Below are 21,388 nucleotides of genomic sequence, written 5' to 3'. Positions count from 1 at the left end.
CGCCGGGTGGTGCCAAAGGGGGCGGCCCGCGCTTCCCGTGGGCCTACTCCAGAAACGCCGCGGTGCACGCCGTGAACCGTCCGGCGTCGTCCAGCCAGGGATAGTGACCCGCCGCCTCCTGCACCACACAGGTCGCGTCGGCAAAGAGCGCGGCGAACTCGGCCACCGGCTGAGGGGGACTGTTCACGTCGAACTCCCCGGTGTGCAGCAGCACGGGAAACGCACAGCGTGCGAGGCCCGCGCGCGTGGCCTCGGGATCGAAGGCGCCCTCAGCCGCGAAGCCTGCGACGGCTTCCTGGTTGCTCGGCCGGCCGGCGGCACAGTGACGCTGGGCGGCGCTGTCCCACCGGCCGTAGAAGAAGGGGTCGATGGCCTCCCAGTCCGTGCCGGTGCCCTCGGTTATCGCCTCCAGGGCGGCGAAGGCGGGCGGGAACCACGGCTCGTCCTTCCGCAGCCGCACCAGCTCGCGCCGCATCTCCCCGGTGACGGCGATGCCGACGGCTCGGGTTCCGGGGCTGATGAGGGCCAGCTTGCCGAGGCGGTGCGGGTGGCGGGCCGCGTACTGGACGGCGATGTTCGCGCCGCCGGAGTGGCCCAGCAGGTCCATTCGGGGCAGTGCGAGGTGTCGGCGCAGGGCTTCGACGTCCTCGACAAGGCGGTCGCAGCGGTAGTCGACGGGGTCTGCGGGAAGGGCGGAACGTCCGGTGCCGCGGGTGTCCAGGAGGATCAGCCGCCGGTGCGCGGACAGGCCGCCGAGGTCGCCGAGGTAGCCGGAGCCCGCGGGGCCGCCGGGGATGCAGACGAGCGGGGCGCCGTCGCCGTCGCCTTCGAGGCGGTAGGCGAGCTGGGTGCCGTCGGATGCGGAGTAGGTGGGCATGCTCCGGATCCTGACAGTAATAACCAGGTTATACAACCCGGTTATGGCGACGGGGGTGCCGCCCTGTATAACCGAGTCATGGCAGGTACAGAGGACACGCGTCAGGACTCCGGGGCGCTGACCGAGGAGCAGGCCGGGCGGATGCTTGCCGGGATGAACGAGGTCATCCGCGCGGGCGAGGAGATGCGGAAACTGCGCGCCGAGATGATCAAGTTGTTCGCCGGGTTCGGCTGGACGCAGGACAAGATCGCCGAACTCGCGGACATGAGCCAGCCGGCCGTGTCCAAGCAGATGACGAAGGGCAAGGCCGGCGAGCTGCCGCCGCCGATGCAACTCCACCTCGACCAGCGGGACGTCCCATGGCTCGAAGGGCGCCTGTGGGGCCTCGCCGAGACGGTCTCCGAAACCCTGGACGAGGGCGCCGCCTGCACCCGCTGCGTCGACGCCCTCGGCCGGGGGAAGAAGCGCTTCACGCCGCGACACGTCGACGAGCTGCGGCGCCTGCTCGAAGAGGATTTGAGGCGGCATCAGGCACAACTGCCGGGCTGCCGGGCCGCCTACGACGAGATCAGCCGCCGTCTGGACATCCCCGCCAAGACCACCGCCACCGGTTCGGCGTCCGTGCGGCGCGCCCTCGCCCGCGAGATCCAGCGCGATCGGCTCCGAGACGACGCCTGAGCCCGACGGCCCGGTGGGCGGGTGCCGCCGGAAAACGGCATCGCGGCCAGGGCCCGCTCCGGGCATGATTTCCCGCGTGCACGAGGACAGTGACTTGCGCGGGTACGGGCGGTACACGCTGACGGAGACGGAATACGACCAGATCCTGGGCGTGTGCGCCGAGGCCGACGGACTGTTCGGGCAACCCCGGCGAGGGACGTACGAACTCCTCGGCTGGGTACCGGAAGACGGCGAAGTGCAGGGCTGGGCCGGCAGCCGGGTGTGGCTCGTGCCGGACGAGGAGCCGCTCGACGCCTGGCTCATCGAGGACGCGGAGAGCCGCGGGCGGCTGCCGGGAACGGGCAGCCTCGTACTCACCGGCCTGGACGACTACGAAGGCCCGCCCGAGGGATACGGGGGTTCCGTACGGGTGCACGACGGCCGCCGGTGGCTGGGCTCCTGCCGGGAATTCGCCCGCGTCCTGCCGCCCGACGAGGAGACGCCCCCGCTCGTCCTGCGCGGGCTGCTCCCCGGCGATTTGTTGGGGGCGGCCCTGGCGAAGGGCACCCGGCGGGCGCTGGACCTGGAGGAAGTGGCTCTCGAAATACACGACGACCAGGGCGAGTTGCTCACCGACCGCACGTTCTGGACCGAAATCAGGGCCTGGCACCCCTCGTCCCGCGGGAAGAATCTGATCGACCTGGAGCTCGACGCGAGGCTCCTCCACCCGCCCGTGCCCGACCACGCCCGTCCCCTCTGGGAGCGGTGGTTCACCGGGCCGCCGGCTGCCCCGGGCGCCTGGACCGCCCTCGACACCCGGCGCCGCGGGGCCTGGCTCGATCTCGTCCGGGAGCACCACTGCCGCCGCCGGCACCGCGACCGGCCCGCCGGGCACGCCTACGAACTCGACGGCCGCCACATCACCGACGAACCGAGCCTCTATCTCGCACTCGGCGAGGCGGTCAACGGGCCCGGCGGCTACTTCGGAGGCTGCCTGGCGGCCCTCGACGACTGCCTGCGCGGCACGTTCGGCTACACCGCCCCCGCGCCTCTGCTGTGGCGGGACGCCGCGACCGCACGCGAGCACCTGTCCCATGCACTGACGCCGGAGGGCGGCACCTACGACCTGTTCGCCGTGGTCCTCGACGCTCTGGCCGAGGGCGGCATGCGGGTCACCCTGGCGTGACGGGCAGGTCGGCGAAGGTGCCCAACAGGAGGCGGCCCGGCGGTCGTTGCGGGATGGCGCGCGCCAGGCTTCGAAAACAGGTGCGAGTACTGCCGGTAACGCCGGGGTTCCTCCCTGATGCCGATTGGAAGTCACTCGAACTTCTTGTTTCCTGTCAGTCGGCTGTGCCAGGGTGAGCTTTCTCGCGCCGAGGCAATGATCAAGCCCGCTTTTCTTGTCCGGGACCTCGTCCGGTCGACCCACAAGGTCTTCCGCCGGTCGTATGCGGACAGTTCGCGGTTTGCTGATGCTTTTTGCGCCCCGGCGGGTCCTAGGTATGCACCAATCAGCCGCCCGCTTTTCGGTGGGCGTGATTTCCCGTGTGCCGCCTTTCGGCTTGGAAGGAAAAGGATACGTGCAATCCCCGCACCCCCCACGCCCGACCCACCCTCCTCGTCCCGGTGCAGATCCCGCGGAATCCGACCTGAGCCTCGCCGCCCGGCTGCGGGACGCACCCGAGGGGGAGCCGGGTCAGCCCACCGCGCTCCTGCTCGCACGGCACTGGCAATCGACGTACGACTACGCGGCCATCTGCCTCGCCTCGCGGACGAGTTCGGCCTCGATGGTGGCCACCGCGGCGTTCCACCAGGTGCTGGGGCAGCTGGCGCGCGGCGAGCCGGGCGGCGCCCTTCGTCCTTACCTCCTGGTGACCGTCCGGGAGACGGTCAGGGGATGGACCGTCGACGACCGCATATCCGCCTTCATGCCGGAACTCCGCAAACCGACCGGCGGTCGCGGCATGCGGGCGGCGACCTCCATGACGCCCGAAAAGCGGCAACTGGCCGCGCGCTCCTTCTGGGCGCTTCCCGCGGTCGCCCAGTGCCTGCTGTGGCACAGCGAGGTCGAGGCGGAGCACATATCCATACCAGCCGGTTTGTCGGGCTTGAGTGCCGACCTCGCCGCCGATGCTCTCGACCAGGCGCGTGAGCAATTCCGGGCCGGGATCGTACGCGCTCACCGGGAACTCGCGCCGACCAAAGAATGCTCGCTTTACAACCGGCTTCTCGATGTCGCGATGCGTCGTGGCGGCGGCTTGTTGCGCGATCTCCAACAGCATCTGTCGGAATGCCGCCACTGCCGTGACGTGGCCGACCAGCTCAGCCACTGCGAAAGCCGCCTCGGCACTCTTCTCGCCGAAGCGGTACTCGGCTGGGGCGTCCGCCGCTATCTGGAGTCGCGTCCGGCGCGCGGTGGTTCCGCGAAGCGCGGGGGAGTCGCCGCGAAGCACGGTGCAGGAGCCGCCGGACACGGCGGCCGGCATTCGGGCGGCGGGGGACGCCATCGCCCCTCGTCGCACATCCCCCTGCCGGGCGGCGGCGGTTCGCTCGCCGCCGCTTGGGCGCACTCACGGGCGCTGCGCACCGGGGCGGTCCTCGGGTCCGCCGCCGTGCTCGCGACCGCGCTCGTCATCACTTTCGCGCCGGGCGACGGCGACAGCGACGGGTCCGTGCCGCCGACCGGGATGGCCGGCGGTCATCACGCCGGGCCGGGCGCGGACTCCGACGAGCCGTCCGCGGGCTCTTCCGCTCCCACCTCCACGGACTACCCCGGCAGTTCCGACCGGGGCAGGCTCCGCAATACGGCGGCGGACCTGTGTCTCGACATCCGGGGCGGCAAGCTGAAGCCGGATGCGGGCACGAAGCTGGCCACGTGCTCGGCCAAGGCGAGCCAGCAGTGGTCGTACGAGGAGAACGGACTGCTGAGCAGCGTCAACCGCCCCGACCTCTGCCTCGACTCGGGCGCGAACGACGGGGCGCTCACCCTGGGTGCCTGTGTGGCACCCTCGGCCGAGCACGCCGATGAGGTGCGTTACGACCTGACCGTACAGGGGGAGTTGCTGCCGCGCTGGCACGAAGGACTGGCGGTCGCGCCCTCCTCCTTGCGCAAGGGCGCGGACGTCCTGGTCAAGGTCCGCGACGGGTCCGAGAAGGAGCGATGGACGCTCGACTCCTCGGCGGCGGCACCCGACACCCGGTCGATAGACGGAAAGAGAAAGGGCGCCTCCTCCGCGAAGAGCCTCCAGAAATACGAGACGGAATACGAGACGGGGTTCCGGACCAGTTGCCTGATGGCCGGTCAGGGTTGCCCGTGAGCGGCACTGCAGGGGCTACGGGGGCTACGAGGGCTGCAGGGGCGCTCAGTCGGTGAGAGTCCCGGGTGCTTAGGGTCGACCCATGACGAGGACCACACCCCCGCGACCGCTGGACGTCGAGTCGCTCTTCCCTGAGCTTGCCGCACACCGGGGCACCACCACCCGGCTGCACCCGATGCCGGGAGACCCGGCGGTGACGGCCAGTTCCGTGGGCGGGCCGATGCTGTGGCCGGCGGACGAGCCGTGGCCGGTGTGCACCGAGGTCCACAAGCGCGGGGGTGGTCTGCGCCCGGCGGACATCCACCGGAGACGGAGGGTTCTGGCCGAGGCGTGGGACCGGGCACCGTCCTCGGGCCCCACGGAGGAGGAGCGGCGGCTCCTGGACGAGCTGGGCCGCCGGCATCGGATCTCCGGAGTCTCCGACGCCGATCCGCTCCCGATGATCGGCCTCGCGCAGCTCTACCGGCGGGACATCCCCGACCTGCCGGCCGGCCCGGACGGCGCGGACCTGCTCCAGGTGTTCTGCTGCCCCTTCGACGCACACGGCCGGTACCGGTGCGAACTCCTCGTCCACCTGCGCTGGCGCAGGTCGGCGGAGGTCGGCGAGGTGCTGGCCTCGCCGCCGCAACCGCCGGTCGTCGGCTCCGCCGGTTACGTGCCCGAGCCCTGCGTGCTGCATCCGGAGCAGGTGGTCACGTACCCCTTCGCGGGGCTCCTTCCCGAGGACCTGTGCGAGCGGATCTACGCCAGGGAAGACGCCCTCGACGAGGCAGCCGAGGAAGCCGAGGCAGCCGAGGAGCTGGGAGAACAGGAGGAGCAGGAGGACGGGACAACGGACGACGTGATCCGCTACCAGTACGACCTGTCCATCCCGCCCGGCTGGCGCGTCGGCGGCTTCGCCTCCTGGCACACGACCGACCCTTCCCCCATGAACTGCCTGACCTGCGCCGCCTCCATGGACCTGCTGCTGACCATCGACAGCTCGGAGTGGGACGGCGGCAGCGGGAGCTGGAAGCCCCTGGAGCAAGCGGACTTGCCGCCGCACCCGGCGGCACTGCCGACCAAGGTCATCGTGGGCCGGGCGGGCGAACTCAACATCTTCGCCTGCCCCGCCGACCCCGCCCACCCGCACCGCTGGAGCTTCCAGTGAGGCCGGCGGCGGGAATGGGCGTAGCGGCATGTCCGGTGCCGGTGGCAGACTGCGCCGATGATCGACGACCTTCCGCGTGGACTGACGGCACGCCATCTCGCTGAGGACGACCACCCGCGGGTGCTTGCGGTGGTGGACGCGTGGTGGGGCGGTCTGAAAGGGCCGGCGGGGGCGGTGGAGCGTGCGCTGCTCCTGCCCCGCCTCTACTTCCAGCACTTCACCACCACCAGCTTCGTGGTCGAACGCGACGGGGGAGAGGGGGAGGGGGAGGGAGAGGACGCGGGACAGCTCTCGGCCTTCCTGGTCGGCTTCCTGTCGCAGACCGAACCCGACGCCGCCTACGTGCACTTCGTCGGCGTCGACCCGCATCTGCACGGGCAGGGCATCGGCCGCTCCCTCTACCGCGCCTTCTTCGCTCTCGCCCGGTCACACGACCGCCGGTACGTGCACTGCATCACCAGCCCGCAGAACACGGCATCCCGGTCCTTCCACACCCGGCTCGGTTTCACGGCATCGGCGGTAAAGCCGGACTACGACGGCCCCGGACTCGACCGAGTGACCTTCACCATCGACCTCACCGCGAGCTGAGGGAGCGTGCTGGGCAAGCGAACCGAGAGCACGACCTGAGGGCAGCCCCCCTCACTGGTACCAGTCGTCCGAGTCGTCCGCGAGGGACCGGCCGAGATAGTCCCGCAGGTCCCGTGCGACCCAGCGGCGGCTGTCGTCCTCGTGCTCCCATACGAAGATGTCGCTGCGCGCGGGCCTCAGGACGAAAGCGAACTGATCGCCGCCCCCATTGTCGCCGAAGAAGAGCAAGGCGTTGAAGGGCATGTACAGGTCGGCGAAGGAACTGTCCGACCAGAAGCGGAGATTGTCCTCGACGATCCGCTCCAGAGGCCAGACCGTATCCGTGCCGTAGTGCCCCGCGATGCCGTCGGTCTCGCGCAACAGGCTCACGAGGGCGGACGGCAGGGCGCACCCCAGACGTTGCTCGGCGGCAGCCACGTCCTCCGCGTCGACCGGCTCACTGAACTCGGCCTCCTCATATGCCAGGCCCGCGGCTTCTCTCCACATGCGGGCAGCCTAGACAGAACCCCGCCCGACACGATCCGGGGGTGTCGGAGGTGTTGGCGGTGGGGTGGTGGGTGGTGGTTAATGGCGGGTGGGGGGTGGCTGTTGCCGTGGGTGCCGGCAGGGAGGCGGGAGTTTTCTGTGAGTGCTGAGTCGTCGGGTTCCGGTCAGCGGTTCGTCGGGCGATGTGTGGTGGTGAGCGGGGGAGCCCACGGGATCGGCGCGGCGACGGCCCGGCGGCTCGCGTCGGAGGGCGCCGGGGTGGTGATCGCCGACGTGGATGTCGACGAGGGCGAGCGCACCGCGCAGGCCATCCGCGAGGACGGCGGGCGTGCGGTGTTCGAGGTGTGTGACGTGGCCGAGGAGGAAGCGTGGGCGCGGACGGTGGAGGTCGCCCGCGACCACTTCGGACCGGTGAGCGGGCTGCTCAGCAACGCCTACACCGTGCGCGGCGGAGCGGCCGACGCCATCGAGGCGGAGGACTGGAACCGGCAGCTGTCGGTCATGCTGACCGGCGCGTTCCTCGGCGTACGGGCCTGTCTGGACGACCTGCGCGCCACGCGGGGCGCGGTGCTCCTCGTCTCCTCCGTGCACGCCGTCATGGGCCTGCCCGGACGCCCCGCCTACGCGGCGGCCAAAGCGGGCCTGACCGGTCTCGCCCGCCAGCTCGCCGTGGAGTACGCGCCCGGCGTACGCGTCAACGCGCTCCTGCCCGGCCCCATCCTGACCCGCGCCTGGGACACGATCGGCGCCGACGACCGGGCGCGCAGCATCGAGCAGACCCCCGCCGGCCGGCTCGGCCGCCCGGAGGAGGTCGCGGCGAGCGCGGCGTTCCTGCTGAGCGACGAGGCGTCCTTCGTCACCGGGGCCAGCCTTGTGGTGGACGGCGGCTGGAGCGTGTACAAGACCTCCGCCTGAGTCGGTCGAACCCTTCGCCCCGCCCGAAGACCCCATCTGCCCTGCCGCTCAAGGAGGTTCACCCCATGAAGATCACCCGTGTCGAGACGTTCTCCGTGCCGCCCCGCTGGCTGCTGTGCCGCGTGGAGACCGACGAGGGAGTGGTCGGCTGGGGCGAGCCGGTGGTCGAGGGGCGCGCGGCCACTGTCCGTACGGCCGTGCACGAGCTGTCCGAACTCCTCGTCGGCAAGGACCCCTCGGGCATCGAGGACCACTGGCAGGTGATGACCAAGGGGTCCTTCTACCGGGGTGGCCCGGTCCTCTCCAGCGCGGTGGCCGGACTCGACCAGGCGCTGTGGGACATCGCGGGCAAGCGCCTGGGCGTGCCGGCACACGTGCTCCTGGGCGGCCCGGTCCGCGAGCGGGTACGCGCCTACAGCTGGGTGGGAGGAGACAGCCCCGCCCACATCACCGAGCAGGTGACCGCCCAGGTCGAGGCGGGCTTCACCGCGGTCAAAATGAACGCGAGCGGCCGCATGAACCGTCTCGCCACCGTCGCCGACATCGACGAGATCGTCACCCGCGCCACCGCCGCACGCGAAGTCCTCGGCCCGGGGCGGGACTTCGCGCTGGACTTCCACGGCCGTTTCCACGCCGCGAACGCCCGCCAACTGCTGCCCCACCTGGCCCCGCTCGCCCCCATGTTCGTCGAGGAACCGCTCCTGCCCGAGTACGGTCACCTGCTGCCGGGCCTGGTCGCCTCCTCGCCGGTGCCGATCGCCACCGGCGAGCGCCTTTTCTCGCGGCAGGACGTGCTGCCCGCCCTGCAGGCCGGGATCGCGGTCCTGCAGCCCGACCTGTCCCACGCGGGCGGCATCTCCGAGGTCCGCCGCATCGCCTCGCTCGCCGAGACCTTCGACACGCTCATCGCCCCGCACTGCCCCCTGGGCCCGGTCTCGTTGGCCGCCAGCCTGCAGATCGCCGTCAGCGTCCCCAACTTCCTCATCCAGGAACAGTCGATCGGCATCCACTACAACACCGGCGCCGACGTCCTGTCCTACCTCGCGGACACCGAGGTGTTCCGCTTCCACGAGGGTCATCTGCTGCGTCCCACCGGCCCGGGGCTCGGCATCGACATCGACGAGAAGGCGGTGCGTGCGGCCGACGACAGCCAGGCGGACTGGCACAACCCGGTGTGGCGGCACGAGGACGGCTCCTTCGCCGAGTGGTGAGGGGCCGGTAAGCGGCGCACCCAGCCGCTGACCGACGCCCTGTCCGTCGACCACCCCGGCGGCAACCGCGCGCTGCGTAGCCTCGCCGCCGGGCTCGCGCCAGGGTCGGCCCGCATCCGCGCGCGACGTCCTGGCGTTCGCGGGCTGCACGCCGGGCGCGCCGGCCCTCGTATGAGAGGGCCGTCAGCGGCGCCCGGCGCGGGCAGCCGCGTTCCGCTGACGCTCACAGAGGGAGGGCGCGCTCGTTCACCACGTGCTTCATGACGAGCGTGGAGCTCAGCCGCTGCACGCCCGGCAGCGTGGCGAGCTTGTCGTCGTAGAGCCGCTGGAAGGCGGGCAGGTCCTTGCTGACGATGCGTACGAGATAGTCGGGATCCCCGAAGAGGCGCTCGGCCTGCAGGATCTCGGGGATCTCGGTGAGGGCGTGCTCGAAGGAGGCGACGGTGTCGCGGTCCTCCTGACGCATGGTGACGAAGACGAGCGCCTCGAAGCTCAGGCCCACGGCACCCGCGTCCAGGATCGCGCGGTAGCCGCGGATCGCGCCGCTGCGTTCGAGTTCGCGCAGGCGGCGGTGGCAGGGGGAGAGGCTGAGCCGCACCCGCGCCGCCAGTTCCGTGACCGTCAGACGGCCGTCGTCCTGAAGCTCGGCAAGAATCTTCCGGTCCACATCGTCCATGGGGTAGATCCTGCCACTCAAGGCCGCCCGGAGGGCAATACTTGGAAACACCTTCGGGCATATCGCAACTAATCTCCTTCCCAGAACCTGTTTGAGAGGGAGAAGTACGTCGTGGCCGTCAGTTCCATCACCGCCTTCTGGGCGGTCTCAGTCCTGCTCATCCTCGTACCGGGAGCGGACTGGGCCTACGCGATCAACGCCGGGCTCCGCGACCGCTCCGTGGTGCCCGCCGTCAGCGGCCTGCTGCTCGGCTACCTCGCCCTGACCGCCGTGGTCGCCGCCGGAGTGGCCGCCGTCGTGGCGCGGACACCGTCCGTCCTCACCGCCCTGACCGTCCTGGGCGCCCTCTACCTGGTGTGGCTCGGCGCCACGACGCTGGCCCGGCCCGCCGTCGCGGGGACCGGAGAGCAGGACGCCGCGAGCGGGGCGGCGGGGGCCAGGGTCCTCAAGGGGGTGGGGATCAGCGGCCTCAACCCCAAGGCGCTGCTGCTCTTCCTGGCGCTGCTGCCGCAGTTCACCGCCCCGCACGGCAGCTGGCCCCTTGCCGCGCAGATCGGCACGCTCGGCCTGGTGCACACCCTCAGCTGTGCCGCGATCTACCTGTGCGTGGGCGTCCTTGCCCGCACCGTCCTGCGGGCGCGCCCCGCGGCCGCGCGCGCCGTCACCCGTATCTCGGGCGCCGCCATGATCGTGATCGGTGTGCTGCTGCTCGCCGAACGCCTCGCGGCCTGAAAAGAGCCTTCTACAGGCCCTCTGCAGAGACCGTTGCCGGGCCCTTCACGCGGCGCCCGGCTTGCCCCGCCACTCGTGCGTGAGCAGCGACCAGACCTCCATGTCGTGGCGGACCCCCTGGTACAGGGACTGCTCGCGCAGGGTGGCGTCCAGGTGCATCCCCATCCGCCGGGCGACGGCCCGGCTGCGGGTGTTGCCGGCGCTGTTCCACCACTCGACGCGGTGCATGCCGCGCTCCTCGAAGGCGTACGCGATCAGATGCCGGACCGCGGCGCTGATCAGCCCGTGCCCCTCACCCGCGGGCTCGGCCCAGACGCCGATCTCGCAGTTGCCGGTCCCGGTGTCGAAGTGCACGAACATCACGCCGCCGATCAGCGTGCCGTCCCGCCAGATGCCGTAGATGCGTCCGGCGTCGGCGGCCTGCTTGTCCGCGAAGTTCTGCAGGGTGGCGCGGGCGGACTCCAGGTCCGTGGAGCGGGACGCCCAGGGGATCCACGGGTCGGTGTTGGCGCGGGCCCGGTCGATGTGGGCCAGGAACTCGGCGTCCTGCCAGGGCTCCAGGGTGCGGAGCTCGGCATTCTCGGTCAGCGCTATGGCGTACATGACTCGTCCTCGGCGGTGGTCCGGCTGGGCGCGCGCGGTGTCGGGGCCAGCGCTTCCAGGTACGTAACGAACGTTGGGTATGTACTCTAGCGGCCATGACGCCGCCAGCCCGTACCGACCATGACGCCCGCCGGACCGAGGTCTCGCAGGCCGTGTGGCGGGTCCTCGCCGCCCACGGCTTCGGCGGCCTGACCCTGCGCGCGGTCGCCGCGGAGATGGGCGCCACCACCGGGCTGCTCACGCACTACTTCCCCAGCAAGCGCGCCCTGCTGAGACACGCCCTGGAAGTGCTCGACCGGCGCTCGGCCGACCGCCCGCGCCCGGCGGCCGAGCGCGCCGGTGCGGCGTCCGGCCTGGTGATGCTGCGGGCCACGCTGCTCGACATCCTCCCGCTGGACGACGGGAGCGCGGCGAGCAACCGCATCTGGGTGGCCTCCTGGGACGTGGCCCTCGCCGACCCGGAGCTGGCCCGGGAGCACGCCGAGCGCTACCGCCGGGCGCGCGAGCGGATGGCCGGGCACATCGCCGAGGCCGAGCGCCTGGGCGAACTGCCGCCCGGCACACGGACCGAGGACGTCGCCGCGGCGGCCCAGAGCTTTGTCCTCGGCCTGGTCGTCCAGGCGCTGTTCGCACCACGGGAGTTTCCCGCCGAGCGCCAGATCGCGCTGGTCGACGACTACTTGGCGCGCATGGGGCACCAGTGACCTGCAGAGAGGCCTCGGTTAGCGTGTTCGGATGATCTACGCGGAGCGGATGGAGTGGGACGGCCTCACCGACCAGGAGCGGTACAACGACTGGTACCGCAAGGAGCGGGACCGGGCGTCGGACCTGGCCAGGGACGGCAACTGGGACGGACTGTTCCAGGAGCTGGACACGTATCCGGAGCGGGTCAACCTCCCGCGGATAGGGTTCCGCAGCGGCTTCGCCCCGCTGCACCAAGCGGCCTGGCACGGCGCGGACTTCGCCGTCGCCTCCCGGCTGATCGCGTTCGGCGCCTGGCGCACGCAGCGCGCCCGCGACGGGCGGCGCCCCGTCGACATCGCGCGCGAACAGGGGCACACCCATCTTCTCGAACTGCTGGAGCCGGTCGCGGTACGGAAGCTCCCCGGCCCGGCGGACGTGCTGGAGCGCCACTTCCACGCGCTGCTGCAGGAAAGCACCGGAAACTACTTCGACGAGGTCGAGCACGTGCTGCCGCCGGTGTCCCCGCTGACGGAGCGACCGGCCATGGAGATCTACTTCCGGGTGGTCGGCATGATGGGCGGCTTCGCCTACTGGCTCGAAGAGGACGTCGTGCGGGTCAACGCCCGCTCGCGGATGGACGGCGACGACGGGGACCACTACCGCGTCACCCCCGACGGCTGGTCCAAGATCGAACGCTACCGGACACCGCCGCCGCCGGACTGACCGGCGCCGACCGGGCGCCCGCCGCTACAGCCAGTCGTGCTCACGCGCGTAGCGCGCCGCATCGTGCCGGGTGCGTGTCTGGGTTTTCTGCATGGCGTTCGAGAGGTAGTTGCGTACGGTGCCCTGCGCCAGACGCAGGCGGGTGGCGATCTCGGCGACGGAGTAGCCGTCACCGGTCACGCGCAGCACGTCGATCTCCCGGTCGGTGAGCGGGCAGTCGTCGACCACGGCGAGCGCGGAGACATCCGGGTCGATCCAGCGCTTGCCCTGATGCAGGGTGTTGATCACCGACGTGATGTGCGCGGGCTCCGCCGACTTGCTGACGAAGCCCTGGACCCCGAGCTTGAGGGCCTTGCGCAGCACTCCCGGCCGGGCATGGCGGGTCAGCATGAGGATCACCTGGTCCGGCTGCGTGCGGCGGATCTCCGCGACGGCGCCAAGCCCGTCCACGCCCGGCATCTCCAAATCGATGACCAGGACGTCGGGCCGGTGTCGCAGTGTGGCCTCGACGGCCGATGTGGCGTCGTGCGCTTCGGCGAGCACGGTGATGTCGCCTTCGAGCGGCAGCAGCGCCGCCAGCGCCTTGCGGAGCAGGGCCTCGTCGTCGGCGAGTACCACGCTGGTCATCGTCGGTCCTCCCGCGCCGCGAAGGGCGGCGTCGTCGAGCGGAGCGAGGGGAACTCCGCGGCCGTGACGAAGCGCCCGTCCCTCTGCTCCACCGTCAGTTCGCCTCCGCTGTCGCCCACCCGTTCCCTGAGGGTGGCAAGGCCGCCGAGCCGGGGAAGGGGCGCCGTCCCCGCGCCGTCGTTGACGATGCTGATGCCTGACCCGGAGAGGGTGATCCGTACCCGGGTGGCCTGCGCGTGGCGCAGGATGTTGGTCGTCGTCTCGCGCAGCACCTGCCCGAACAGCGCGTTGACCTTCTCGTCGGGGTCCGCCTCGCGGTTGACGCGCACGCGGATACCGGCGGCTTCGAAGAGGTTCTTCGCGTTCTCCAGCTCGGCGGAGAGATTGAGCCGCCGCTGCGCGTAGGCGAGCTCCTTGGTCTGGGTGATGGTGTCGCCGACCAGCGCGCGCACTTCGCGCAGCTCCTCCTCCACGCGCCCGATGTCGCTGTGCAGCAGCTTCTCGGCCAGCGTGATCTTCAGCTTCACCACATGCAGCGTGTGGCCCTGGATGTCGTGCAGATCGCTGGCGAAGCGGATGCGTTCGCGGTAGACGGCCAGCTCCGCCTCGCGTTCCCGTGACTGCTCGATGACCCTGTAGAAACGCTGGTTGGCGAACATCAGGAGGATCGCCACGGCGGTGACGCCGGTGGGCAGGAGGACGAACTGGCCCAGCACGCCGGGCACGTCGCCCGGTGCTTCGAGGAGCCGCGCCGCGCCCACCGCCGCGATGAACGCACACAGGCCCAGGGCCGCGGCACCACGGTGGCGCGGCAGCTGAGAGATGAAGTACGGGCCCACGATCGTGATGCCGTAGGACGCCGTGCGGCTGTCGGTCACCAGCACTCCGAGTATCCACACGGCGGCGGTGACGATCAGGCAGGGGAGCACGAAGCGGGCGGTGTCACCCGCTGTCCACCGCTCCACGACCAGCAGACCTGTCAGCACCCCCAGGGTCAGGAGGAGGGCTTCCCCCCAGGTCTCGGCATCGATCGCCACCAGGAGCGCCCCCACGAGGGCGAGCGGCGGGACGAACGTGGTGAGGTTGACGGCGCGCAGCCGCCCCTGTGTCGTACGGGCGTGCTCGGCCCTCTCGTGCACCGCTCGCAGCACCGGCCTCACCGGGCGGTTTCCGGCTGCGGAGCGAGCAGGCTGCACATGCCGTCAGCGTAGAGGCCCATGGCGCCGTGTGCCGTCAGCGCCCTCGGCGGGGCCTTGGTGTCCATGGGTGTTCTCCGGGATCGCGCGGCAGAGTCTCCCCGCAGTATTCGCCCCGCTCCCGGGCGCCACCAGTGACACCGTGTCATGCCCGCACCCCGAGAAATGTCACGGCGCGGTGGTGACACCACGCCCCTGCCGGGTGCGCGTCCCGGCGGCTGAAATCGATGTATGACCCCGACACCAGTCATCGACGTCGAACGCCTGAACATCAGCTACGGCGACTTCCACGCCGTGAAAGACCTGACCTTCCAGGTGAAGAAGGGCGAGCTCTACGCGCTGCTCGGCACGAACGGCGCCGGCAAGACCTCGACCCTGGAGATCATCGAAGGGCACCGTGCGGCCACCTCGGGCACCGTGCGGGTCTTCGGGCGCAGCCCCCGTGACCGGCACGCCGTACGGCACCGGATGGGCATCATGCTGCAGGAGAGCGGATTCTCCCCGGACCTGACGGTCAGGGAATCGGTCCGTCTCATCGGAAAGCTCTCCCGGCGCGCCGACCGCGTCGACCGCGTGCTGAGCATCGTCGACCTCACGCACAAGGCCGGCACCAAGGTCTCCCAGCTCTCCGGGGGCGAGAAGCGTCGTCTGGACTTCGCCACCGCCGTGTACGGCAGCCCCGAGCTGATCTTCCTGGACGAGCCCACCACCGGCCTGGACATCCAGTCCCGCGACGCGCTGTGGGACGCCGTGGACAAGCTGCGCGAGGATGGCTCCACCATCGTGCTCACCACGCACTACCTCGAAGAGGCCCAGCAGCGGGCCGATCGCATCGGGCTCATGCACAGGGGCGCCTTCCACCAGCAGGGCACCGTCGCCGAGCTGACACGGACCCTCCCCGCCGCCATCCGCTTCTTCCTGCCGGCCGGCGCTCCGGCGCTGCCGCTCGAGGCCACGCGCGAGGCGGACGGGGCGTTCCTCGTCAAGACCTTCGGGCTGCAGAAGGATCTCCACGTCCTGCTCGGCTGGGCGCACGCCAACGCGGTGGAGCTGGGGGAACTCCAGGCCGGACCGACCCGGCTGGACGACGTCTTCCGCGCGATCGGCACCACGTAGCGCACGACGCCCGGACCTCCCCGGAAACCGGCCCTTCCCGCGGACCGGTTTCTTCCTGCGGGCCGGGCCTTCCTGCGGACCGGACCTCCCCACCCCACTCAGAGGACCCTCACGATGCTCTCCATCGCTCTCACCGAGCTCATCCAGATCTTCCGGAACCGGCTGGTTCTGCTGAACAGCTTCATCATCCCCGTGGCGGTCTGCGCCTTCTTCGTCTTCAAGCACGAAGCCTTCGCCGACCTGCGCAGCCTCGGGTACATCGCGGCGGTGGTGATGTTCACCGTGACCGCCTTCGGGCTCTACGCCACCACGGTGACCACGCTGGCCTCGCGCCGGCAGACCCTCTTCCTCAAGCGGCTGCGCTCCACCCCCGCAAGCGACGCCGGGATCATCTCCGGCCTGGTGCTGCCCGTCACCGTCCTCGGCCTGGTCCAGGTGGCCGCGATCCTCGCCGTGCTCGCGGCGGTCGCGGGCCGGCCGGACAATGTCTTCCTCCTGGCGGCGGCGATCATCTCGACGGTGATCATGATGCTCGCCCTGGGTCTCGCCACCGCAGGCCTGACGAACTCCCCCGAGCACGCCCAGGTGACCACGCTGCCGGTGAGCCTCGGCGCCATCGCCGTCACCAACTGGGTGGCCATCACCGGCACCGAGGACCTGACCCTGCTCAAGCGGCTGCTCCCCGGCGGCTCGGCCACCGAACTGGTCCTCAACGCCTGGAACGGCGGCGTCCCCGTCGCCGAGTCCCTGCCTCTGCTGCTGCCGACACTGAGCTGGGTCGTCGTCTCCGTCGCACTGGCCTCCCGCCTCTTCCGCTGGGAGCCCCGCCGCTGACCCCCTCGTCTAGGGTGGCGGGGTGGATCTTGAAGGGGTGCGGGACGAGAGCGTCGTCGTCGCGGAGTTCACCGGGCTCAGGGGCCTCGGGGGCGAACCGGTCCGCTTCACCGTGCGACGCCACCCCGGGCAGGGCACCTGGGTCATCGAACTGAGCCCGCACCTGCTGGGCGCCGCGCGTCCCGCCGATGTGCGCACCCTGGCCGAGGGAATCCTGGCCACGCTCGAACGGGGTTCAGGCGAACCGGACTTCACGCTCTTCGACGACGGGTACGCGGAAGCGCTGATGACCGTCGGCTACGACGGCGACGAGCTGTACTTCACCGTCGGAGCCGCCTTCGACCCCGCGCAGGACCTCGTGGGCCGCTCCGCGAACGGAGAACCCCTGTACCGCAACCGCTTCGGCACGGCGTACCTGGAGTTCCAGGACGTGGCCCCGGCGGACCCGTCCCACCTGAAGTCCTGCGCCCGCGCGCTGCTCACGGCACTGGACGCCGGCCCTTGACGAGTCGTAAGGATCAGGAGGCGCGGCCGGACGGCAGGGGGAGCAGGCGGAGACGGTTGCGGCAGGATGTGTCCCCGTGACGGGTGGGAGAGACGAACTCGCGGAGCTGTTGCGGCGCGCCGGGTTGGACGTCGTGGGGGACGACCGGGGCGAGAACGTACTGCCGCCTCGGGCCGCGTGGCGGTGGACCGGGGCGGGTGACGTCCCGCCCGCCGCCGTCGTACGCGGAGAAGGGATCGGCACCGAGGTCGACGCGGCGTGGTGCCGGCTCGCGGCGGAGCTCGGGGTCCTCGGCGGGGACGGGGTGTTTCTCATCGACGTGGCCGGTGACTGGACGGGCTGCACGCCCCGGCGTTGGACGCGGGTGAGCCTCGGCGCGTCCTGGAGTCCGGCCGGGCTGTCGAGGGAGTTCGTCACGCTCTCGACGGACGGGGTACGGGAGCGGCAAGAAGCGGTTGCCGAGGCGCAGGCAGTGGAGACCCCGCAGGAGCGGGAGGCCGCCTGGGCCTCGCTGTTCCAGGGGGCGGGGCCTTCGGAGGGGGTGCGTGACGCGTGGGCGCATGGCCTGGCGCTCAACCGGGCCGCCCCCGACGACGTACGGGCCGGTCTGCTGGGCCTCTCCCACCATCTGCTGTGGCAACGGGTGCCGGACGCCGTCATAGAGGCGGCTATGGTGCATCCCGACTGGAAGGTGCGGTCACTGCTGGCCGACGTCCACCCGTATCTCACGGCCGATCACTGGAGCCGTCTGATCATGGGCGAGCCGGACACCCGGCGCCGGTGGGTCCTCACCCTGATCGCGGCGGACCGACGTGCCGAGCTGAGCGAACCCGCCTACCACCAGCTCGCCGCCGAGACATCCGCCCAGATCCGCGAAGAGGCGGCGCGCCTTCCCGGACTGCCCGCACCGATACTGGCCGCCCTGGCCGCCGATCCCGAACCCGCGGTACGCGCCACGGTCTGCGACGCCGCGTGGCCCCACCTGGACAGCCCCGAGCGGCAGGCCCTGCTCGACGACCCTGACGGCAAGGTCCGCACCACGGCGCTGCTGCGCCACCACCGTGACCACCCGCTGCCCCGGTCGGTCTTCGACGCCGAGCAGCTCACGGACCGCGCGGTGGAGACCTGCCGGCTGGAGCGCGACCTCGCCGAACACCTGGCCCGCCACGGCGAACCGGGCCGGCGGCGGTCTCTCGCGAGCAATACCCGCCTCGACCCGGACGTGGTCCTCCTCCTCGCGCAGGACTCCGACGAGGAAGTCCGTGCGCGGGTGGCCCTGCGCCCCGACCTCACCGAAGAGCAGCGGGCGGCCATCCCCGTTGCCTTCGACCAGGGCGTGCACGCCCACGCGCTCGGCTGGGTCGTGGCGCTGCACCACGACCCCGCCGCCATGCGGCGCCTGGCCGCATCCGCCCACCCCCTCGTGCGCCGAAGCGTCGCGCGCGCCCGGCACCTCCCACCGGACGTCGTGGAACGCCTCGCCGGGGACGAGGACCGTGTCGTACAGCTCTTCCTCGCCGAATCCTGCGACGACGCCCCCGCCGACATGCTCCTGAGGGTGTGGCAGTGGTGGACCGGCAGCCTGACCGTCCCCGACCGCCCCCGCGGCCACCCGAACTTCCCCCGCAGCGATCTCCTGCGCTACGCCGACCACGCCAACCCCCGCATGCGCCGACTGGCCCTGGACGACCCGGAATCGGACCCCGGCCTGGTGGAGCGGTTCAGCCGGGACCCCAGCGAGGAAGTGCGCCACCGGGCCGTCACCGACCCGCGGCTGACGAGCGCGTCGGCGATACGGCTGCTCGACGATCCGCACGCGTATATACGCGGTGCCGCCGCCGGGCATCCGGGGCTGCCCGCGCGGGTGCTGGTCCGGCTGCTGGGGGAGGCCGACACCGCGCAGGACGCGGCCCGGCATCCGGAGTTGCCCGTCGGTGTCATGCGGCGGATGCTTCGGCTGGTCCAGAGCTGAGGGGCGCCGTCAGTGCCCCGTCGGCCGTGACCGGTGTGCTGCTACGCCCGTGAGTTCGGGCTCGATCTCCGGGTGCAGGACGAGCGCGTCGTCGTAGTCGCCGCGGTGTTCGTGGCGGTAGCGGAGCGGCTCGGTGAGGGGGAGTGTGCGAAGGCGCTCGCGGAGTTCGGCCGCGCGAGCGTGGTAGCCGGCGTCGTCGAGGCGGTCGGCGCCGTAGACGACGTACGGCGGGAGCGCGTCCATCCCCGTGTACCAGAAGGTGCCGTGCAGCAACGGGAACAGCACCTCGTCCAGCTGCCCGTGGATGCCGCGCGGACCGAAGCCCGACTCCCGCGCGCCGACGCTGGTGATGACCATGGCGCGCTTGCCGGCCAGGCCGCCGTCGCCGTAGCGCAGGGTGCGTCCCGCGTGGTCCTGGAGCCCGAAGGCGAAGCCCTGCACGAGCACCCGGTCGAACCATCCCTTGAGGATGGCGGGCGGCCCGAACCACCACAGCGGGAACTGGAACACCAGCGTGTCGGCCCAGGCGATCTTCTCCTGTTCGGCGCTGATGTCGTCCGTCAACTTGCCCGCGCTGTAAGCGTGTTCCTGCTCGGCACCGACCAGGAGCCGGTCGGCGTTCTCGCGGTGGAAGTCGCCGGAGTCCACCACGGGTTTCCAGTCCATGGCGTAGAGATCGGACTCGCGGACCTCGTGCCCGAGGTCGCGCAGTTCCCGTATCCCTTCGTCACGCAGGGAGCCGTTGAGGGACCGCGATTCGGGGTGGGCGAATATCCAGAGAATCTTCATGCCGTCGATCCTCCGCCGCGGCCCAAGAGCGGACGAGTGGCCAGATGGCCATAGGGTGCAAGGATCTGGCCACTGCGACCGGCGTGAGGTGTCAGCCTCCGTCGGCGGCAGCCCTCCCCGCGGGTTCGCCGACCACGACGGCGTCCGGAGCCAGCCGCAGGCCCGCGGCCGCGAGGAAATCGGCGAGGGTGATCTTCCCGCGTCCCGTGGCGTCGTCCCATTCCGTGATCAGTGCGCCCTCGTCCCACGTGGCGGGGTCGGGGTCCGGGTAGGTCTCGACGCTGCCGACGCCGTGGCGGTAGCGGAGGTAGAGGTACTGGCCCTCGGTGGTCCAGGCGTCCCACTGCGAGGGCATGGCATGGCAGGTGCGGATCGTGTGGGCCAGGACGAGGGGCATCGTCGCCGCTTCCGTGAGGTCGAAGGGCCGGGTCAGTCGGTCGTGCGCGTGCTCTCCCGGACCACGAGGTCGTAGCCCGCGGTCAGTCTGCTGTGCGGTGCCATCGCGCCGGCGTCGATCCTGCGCAGCAGCGCGTCCACGGCCAGTTCCGCGATGCCCCGCTTGTCGGGGGCGACGGTGGTCAGGCTCGGTACGCTGTAGCGGGACTCCTCCACGTCGTCGAAGCCGACCACGGCCAGGTCGCCGGGGACCCGCAGGCCCCGCTCGTGCGCCACCCGCAGCGCGCCGGAGGCCAGCAGGTCGTTGAAGCAGAAGACGGCGTCCGGCGGGTCGTCGAGGGCCAGGAGCGCGCGCATCGCGGCGGCGCCCTCGGCGCGGGTGAAGGCCCGTGTGTCCGGGGCCAGTTGGGGGTCGTGCGGGACGCCCGCCGCGTGCAGCGCGGTCAGATAGCCGTGCATGCGCTGGACGGTCGTGGCGTGCGCGGGGCCCGACGGCTGTCCGATGACGGCGACGCGGCGGCGGCCGAGGGAGAGCAGGTGGTCGGTGGCCTCGCGGGCCGCCGCCGAGTTGTCGATCAGGACGTGGTCGGCGGGGATCTCGTACGACTGCTCGCCCAGGAGCACGAGCGGTACGCGGCCCTCGCGGGCGGCGAGGGCCTGCTCGTCGAGCCGAAGGGGGCTGAGCAGGACGCCGTCGATGAGCGGGTCGCTCAGACCGCAGGCGATCCGCAGTTCCTCCTCCGCGCTGCCCCCGGTGTCCTCGATGAGCACGGTGCAGCCGCGCTTCTTGGCGGCGGCGATCACCTGCGCGGCCAGTTCGGCGAAGTACGGCGCGACGAGTTCGGGGACGGCCAGCGCGATGATGCCGCTGCGTCCGGTGCGCAGGTGGCGTGCCGACGCGTTGGGCTGGTAGCCGAGGTCGGCGATGGCGCGCAGGACGCGCTCACGTGTCCGGTCGGCGACTCTGGCCTCGCCGCGGACGACGTTCGACACCGTCTTGATCGATACTCCGGCGCGCTCCGCGACGTCCTTCAGGCGGGTGCCTGCCACGTGTTTCTCCCTCCTCAGACAGCAGCAGCGTACGGCATGGTCCAACGTTGTAACCGGCAGGGTCGGGGGCCGCTTGCGGAAGGTACGTGAACAGGTAATGCATGCCTAGGTGTTGACGCCGTATTGCCAGCTGAGTACAACGTTGTAAACACAGCGAGCGGCCACGAGCCGAGGTTGTCTCCGCTGCGTATTCCAACGTTGTACTCCGTGCAGCCCTGTTTGCTTTATTCGCTTTGTTCGTTCTGTTCGCCTTGTCAGCCGAGGAAGCTTGTCAGCCGTGGAAG

General features: G+C 71.1%; 23 protein-coding genes. 14 read left to right on the top strand and 9 right to left on the bottom strand.

Features of this window, described 5'->3' with window-relative positions; genetic code table 11:
- Positions 1-43: 43 nt before the first annotated feature.
- The gene (locus tag ABZ906_RS33425; protein ID WP_361389435.1) at positions 44-877 is read right to left on the bottom strand and encodes an alpha/beta hydrolase; all 834 of its coding nucleotides are present in this window, start codon (positions 875-877) and stop codon (positions 44-46) included.
- 78 nt (positions 878-955) lie between these two features.
- On the opposite strand from ABZ906_RS33425, the gene ABZ906_RS33420 reads away from it, so the two are divergent.
- The 5 genes from ABZ906_RS33420 to ABZ906_RS33400 all read left to right on the top strand — a co-directional run bounded on the left by ABZ906_RS33420 (position 956) and on the right by ABZ906_RS33400 (position 6,589).
- The gene (locus ABZ906_RS33420; protein ID WP_361389432.1) at positions 956-1,555 is read left to right on the top strand and encodes a sigma-70 family RNA polymerase sigma factor; all 600 of its coding nucleotides are present in this window, start codon (positions 956-958) and stop codon (positions 1,553-1,555) included.
- A gap of 64 nt (positions 1,556-1,619) precedes the next feature.
- On the top strand, positions 1,620-2,720 hold the full coding sequence (locus ABZ906_RS33415; protein WP_361389429.1) for a barstar family protein: 1,101 nt from the start codon (positions 1,620-1,622) through the stop codon (positions 2,718-2,720).
- A gap of 394 nt (positions 2,721-3,114) precedes the next feature.
- The gene (locus ABZ906_RS33410) at positions 3,115-4,851 is read left to right on the top strand and encodes an RICIN domain-containing protein (protein WP_361389426.1); all 1,737 of its coding nucleotides are present in this window, start codon (positions 3,115-3,117) and stop codon (positions 4,849-4,851) included.
- A gap of 82 nt (positions 4,852-4,933) precedes the next feature.
- Positions 4,934-6,001: a hypothetical protein gene (locus ABZ906_RS33405; protein ID WP_361389423.1), complete on the top strand. Its 1,068-nt coding sequence runs from the start codon at positions 4,934-4,936 to the stop codon at positions 5,999-6,001.
- Positions 6,002-6,058: 57 nt separating this feature from the next.
- Positions 6,059-6,589: a GNAT family N-acetyltransferase gene (locus tag ABZ906_RS33400; protein WP_361389420.1), complete on the top strand. Its 531-nt coding sequence runs from the start codon at positions 6,059-6,061 to the stop codon at positions 6,587-6,589.
- A gap of 51 nt (positions 6,590-6,640) precedes the next feature.
- Here the strand turns inward: ABZ906_RS33400 and ABZ906_RS33395 are convergent, their stop codons facing one another.
- Positions 6,641-7,075, bottom strand: coding sequence for an SMI1/KNR4 family protein (locus tag ABZ906_RS33395; protein ID WP_361389417.1), 435 nt, complete (start codon positions 7,073-7,075; stop codon positions 6,641-6,643).
- A gap of 138 nt (positions 7,076-7,213) precedes the next feature.
- On the opposite strand from ABZ906_RS33395, the gene ABZ906_RS33390 reads away from it, so the two are divergent.
- Both ABZ906_RS33390 and dgoD read left to right on the top strand, forming a co-directional pair.
- Positions 7,214-7,990, top strand: coding sequence for an SDR family NAD(P)-dependent oxidoreductase (locus ABZ906_RS33390; protein WP_361389414.1), 777 nt, complete (start codon positions 7,214-7,216; stop codon positions 7,988-7,990).
- 65 nt (positions 7,991-8,055) lie between these two features.
- A complete protein-coding gene (gene dgoD / locus ABZ906_RS33385; protein ID WP_361389411.1) occupies positions 8,056-9,201 on the top strand; it encodes a galactonate dehydratase in 1,146 nt (381 codons plus the stop codon).
- 223 nt (positions 9,202-9,424) lie between these two features.
- On the opposite strand, the gene ABZ906_RS33380 is transcribed toward dgoD, so the two are convergent.
- A complete protein-coding gene (locus tag ABZ906_RS33380) occupies positions 9,425-9,877 on the bottom strand; it encodes an Lrp/AsnC family transcriptional regulator (RefSeq protein ID WP_361184127.1) in 453 nt (150 codons plus the stop codon).
- A gap of 111 nt (positions 9,878-9,988) precedes the next feature.
- On the opposite strand from ABZ906_RS33380, the gene ABZ906_RS33375 reads away from it, so the two are divergent.
- Positions 9,989-10,609, top strand: coding sequence for a LysE family transporter (locus tag ABZ906_RS33375; protein WP_361389408.1), 621 nt, complete (start codon positions 9,989-9,991; stop codon positions 10,607-10,609).
- Positions 10,610-10,654: 45 nt separating this feature from the next.
- On the opposite strand, the gene ABZ906_RS33370 is transcribed toward ABZ906_RS33375, so the two are convergent.
- Positions 10,655-11,212, bottom strand: coding sequence for a GNAT family protein (locus ABZ906_RS33370; protein WP_361389405.1), 558 nt, complete (start codon positions 11,210-11,212; stop codon positions 10,655-10,657).
- Positions 11,213-11,307: 95 nt separating this feature from the next.
- Between ABZ906_RS33370 and ABZ906_RS33365 the strand changes: the two genes are divergently transcribed.
- Positions 11,308-11,916 (top strand): TetR/AcrR family transcriptional regulator, encoded by a 609-nt coding sequence (locus tag ABZ906_RS33365; protein WP_361389402.1) that lies wholly within the window; start codon positions 11,308-11,310, stop codon positions 11,914-11,916.
- 31 nt (positions 11,917-11,947) lie between these two features.
- On the top strand, positions 11,948-12,619 hold the full coding sequence (locus ABZ906_RS33360) for an ankyrin repeat domain-containing protein (protein ID WP_361389399.1): 672 nt from the start codon (positions 11,948-11,950) through the stop codon (positions 12,617-12,619).
- Positions 12,620-12,643: 24 nt separating this feature from the next.
- Here ABZ906_RS33360 and ABZ906_RS33355 read toward each other — a convergent pair whose 3' ends face one another.
- Complete coding sequence (locus ABZ906_RS33355; RefSeq protein ID WP_361389396.1) at positions 12,644-13,246, bottom strand: response regulator transcription factor; 603 nt, start codon at positions 13,244-13,246, stop codon at positions 12,644-12,646.
- Positions 13,243-14,397, bottom strand: a complete 1,155-nt coding sequence (locus tag ABZ906_RS33350) for a histidine kinase (RefSeq protein WP_361389393.1) — start codon at positions 14,395-14,397, stop codon at positions 13,243-13,245. The genes ABZ906_RS33355 and ABZ906_RS33350 overlap by 4 nt, the downstream gene beginning before the upstream one ends.
- A gap of 276 nt (positions 14,398-14,673) precedes the next feature.
- Here ABZ906_RS33350 and ABZ906_RS33345 point away from each other — a divergent pair, with 276 nt between their 5' ends.
- The 4 genes from ABZ906_RS33345 to ABZ906_RS33330 all read left to right on the top strand — a co-directional run bounded on the left by ABZ906_RS33345 (position 14,674) and on the right by ABZ906_RS33330 (position 18,869).
- A complete protein-coding gene (locus ABZ906_RS33345; protein WP_361389390.1) occupies positions 14,674-15,558 on the top strand; it encodes an ABC transporter ATP-binding protein in 885 nt (294 codons plus the stop codon).
- 114 nt (positions 15,559-15,672) lie between these two features.
- Complete coding sequence (locus tag ABZ906_RS33340; RefSeq protein WP_361184106.1) at positions 15,673-16,392, top strand: ABC transporter permease; 720 nt, start codon at positions 15,673-15,675, stop codon at positions 16,390-16,392.
- A gap of 22 nt (positions 16,393-16,414) precedes the next feature.
- Positions 16,415-16,897, top strand: a complete 483-nt coding sequence (locus ABZ906_RS33335) for a hypothetical protein (RefSeq protein ID WP_361389387.1) — start codon at positions 16,415-16,417, stop codon at positions 16,895-16,897.
- Between the two features lie 76 nt (positions 16,898-16,973).
- The gene (locus ABZ906_RS33330) at positions 16,974-18,869 is read left to right on the top strand and encodes a PE-PGRS family protein (RefSeq protein ID WP_361389384.1); all 1,896 of its coding nucleotides are present in this window, start codon (positions 16,974-16,976) and stop codon (positions 18,867-18,869) included.
- A 9-nt stretch (positions 18,870-18,878) separates the two neighbouring features.
- Here ABZ906_RS33330 and ABZ906_RS33325 read toward each other — a convergent pair whose 3' ends face one another.
- From ABZ906_RS33325 to ABZ906_RS33315, 3 genes are all read right to left on the bottom strand, one after another.
- Positions 18,879-19,658 carry an NAD(P)H-dependent oxidoreductase gene (locus ABZ906_RS33325; protein ID WP_361389381.1) on the bottom strand — a complete coding sequence of 260 codons (780 nt, stop codon included), beginning with the start codon at positions 19,656-19,658 and terminating at the stop codon, positions 18,879-18,881.
- Positions 19,659-19,749: 91 nt separating this feature from the next.
- Positions 19,750-20,055 (bottom strand): hypothetical protein, encoded by a 306-nt coding sequence (locus ABZ906_RS33320; protein ID WP_361389378.1) that lies wholly within the window; start codon positions 20,053-20,055, stop codon positions 19,750-19,752.
- A gap of 32 nt (positions 20,056-20,087) precedes the next feature.
- Complete coding sequence (locus ABZ906_RS33315; RefSeq protein ID WP_361389375.1) at positions 20,088-21,104, bottom strand: LacI family DNA-binding transcriptional regulator; 1,017 nt, start codon at positions 21,102-21,104, stop codon at positions 20,088-20,090.
- Between the last annotated feature and the right edge of the window lie 284 nt (positions 21,105-21,388).

It is taken from the genome of Streptomyces sp. NPDC046925, assembly GCF_040644915.1.
Lineage (GTDB): Bacteria > Actinomycetota > Actinomycetes > Streptomycetales > Streptomycetaceae > Streptomyces.
The sequence above is the reverse complement of the archived record's forward strand: the minus strand, read 5'-3'. Positions and strand labels throughout refer to the sequence as shown.

Bases quoted from the DNA above. Each gene is read 5' to 3' on its own strand.
- ABZ906_RS33425 (WP_361389435.1), bottom strand. From the start codon at position 877: ATGCCCACCTACTCCGCATCCGACGGCACCCAGCTCGCCTACCGCCTC.
- ABZ906_RS33420 (WP_361389432.1), top strand. From the start codon at position 956: ATGGCAGGTACAGAGGACACGCGTCAGGACTCCGGGGCGCTGACCGAG.
- ABZ906_RS33415 (WP_361389429.1), top strand. From the start codon at position 1,620: ATGATTTCCCGCGTGCACGAGGACAGTGACTTGCGCGGGTACGGGCGG.
- ABZ906_RS33405 (WP_361389423.1), top strand. From the start codon at position 4,934: ATGACGAGGACCACACCCCCGCGACCGCTGGACGTCGAGTCGCTCTTC.
- ABZ906_RS33400 (WP_361389420.1), top strand. From the start codon at position 6,059: ATGATCGACGACCTTCCGCGTGGACTGACGGCACGCCATCTCGCTGAG.
- ABZ906_RS33395 (WP_361389417.1), bottom strand. From the start codon at position 7,075: ATGTGGAGAGAAGCCGCGGGCCTGGCATATGAGGAGGCCGAGTTCAGT.
- dgoD (WP_361389411.1), top strand. From the start codon at position 8,056: ATGAAGATCACCCGTGTCGAGACGTTCTCCGTGCCGCCCCGCTGGCTG.
- ABZ906_RS33380 (WP_361184127.1), bottom strand. From the start codon at position 9,877: ATGGACGATGTGGACCGGAAGATTCTTGCCGAGCTTCAGGACGACGGC.
- ABZ906_RS33370 (WP_361389405.1), bottom strand. From the start codon at position 11,212: ATGTACGCCATAGCGCTGACCGAGAATGCCGAGCTCCGCACCCTGGAG.
- ABZ906_RS33365 (WP_361389402.1), top strand. From the start codon at position 11,308: ATGACGCCGCCAGCCCGTACCGACCATGACGCCCGCCGGACCGAGGTC.
- ABZ906_RS33360 (WP_361389399.1), top strand. From the start codon at position 11,948: ATGATCTACGCGGAGCGGATGGAGTGGGACGGCCTCACCGACCAGGAG.
- ABZ906_RS33355 (WP_361389396.1), bottom strand. From the start codon at position 13,246: ATGACCAGCGTGGTACTCGCCGACGACGAGGCCCTGCTCCGCAAGGCG.
- ABZ906_RS33345 (WP_361389390.1), top strand. From the start codon at position 14,674: ATGACCCCGACACCAGTCATCGACGTCGAACGCCTGAACATCAGCTAC.
- ABZ906_RS33340 (WP_361184106.1), top strand. From the start codon at position 15,673: ATGCTCTCCATCGCTCTCACCGAGCTCATCCAGATCTTCCGGAACCGG.
- ABZ906_RS33325 (WP_361389381.1), bottom strand. From the start codon at position 19,658: ATGAAGATTCTCTGGATATTCGCCCACCCCGAATCGCGGTCCCTCAAC.
- ABZ906_RS33320 (WP_361389378.1), bottom strand. From the start codon at position 20,055: ATGCCCCTCGTCCTGGCCCACACGATCCGCACCTGCCATGCCATGCCC.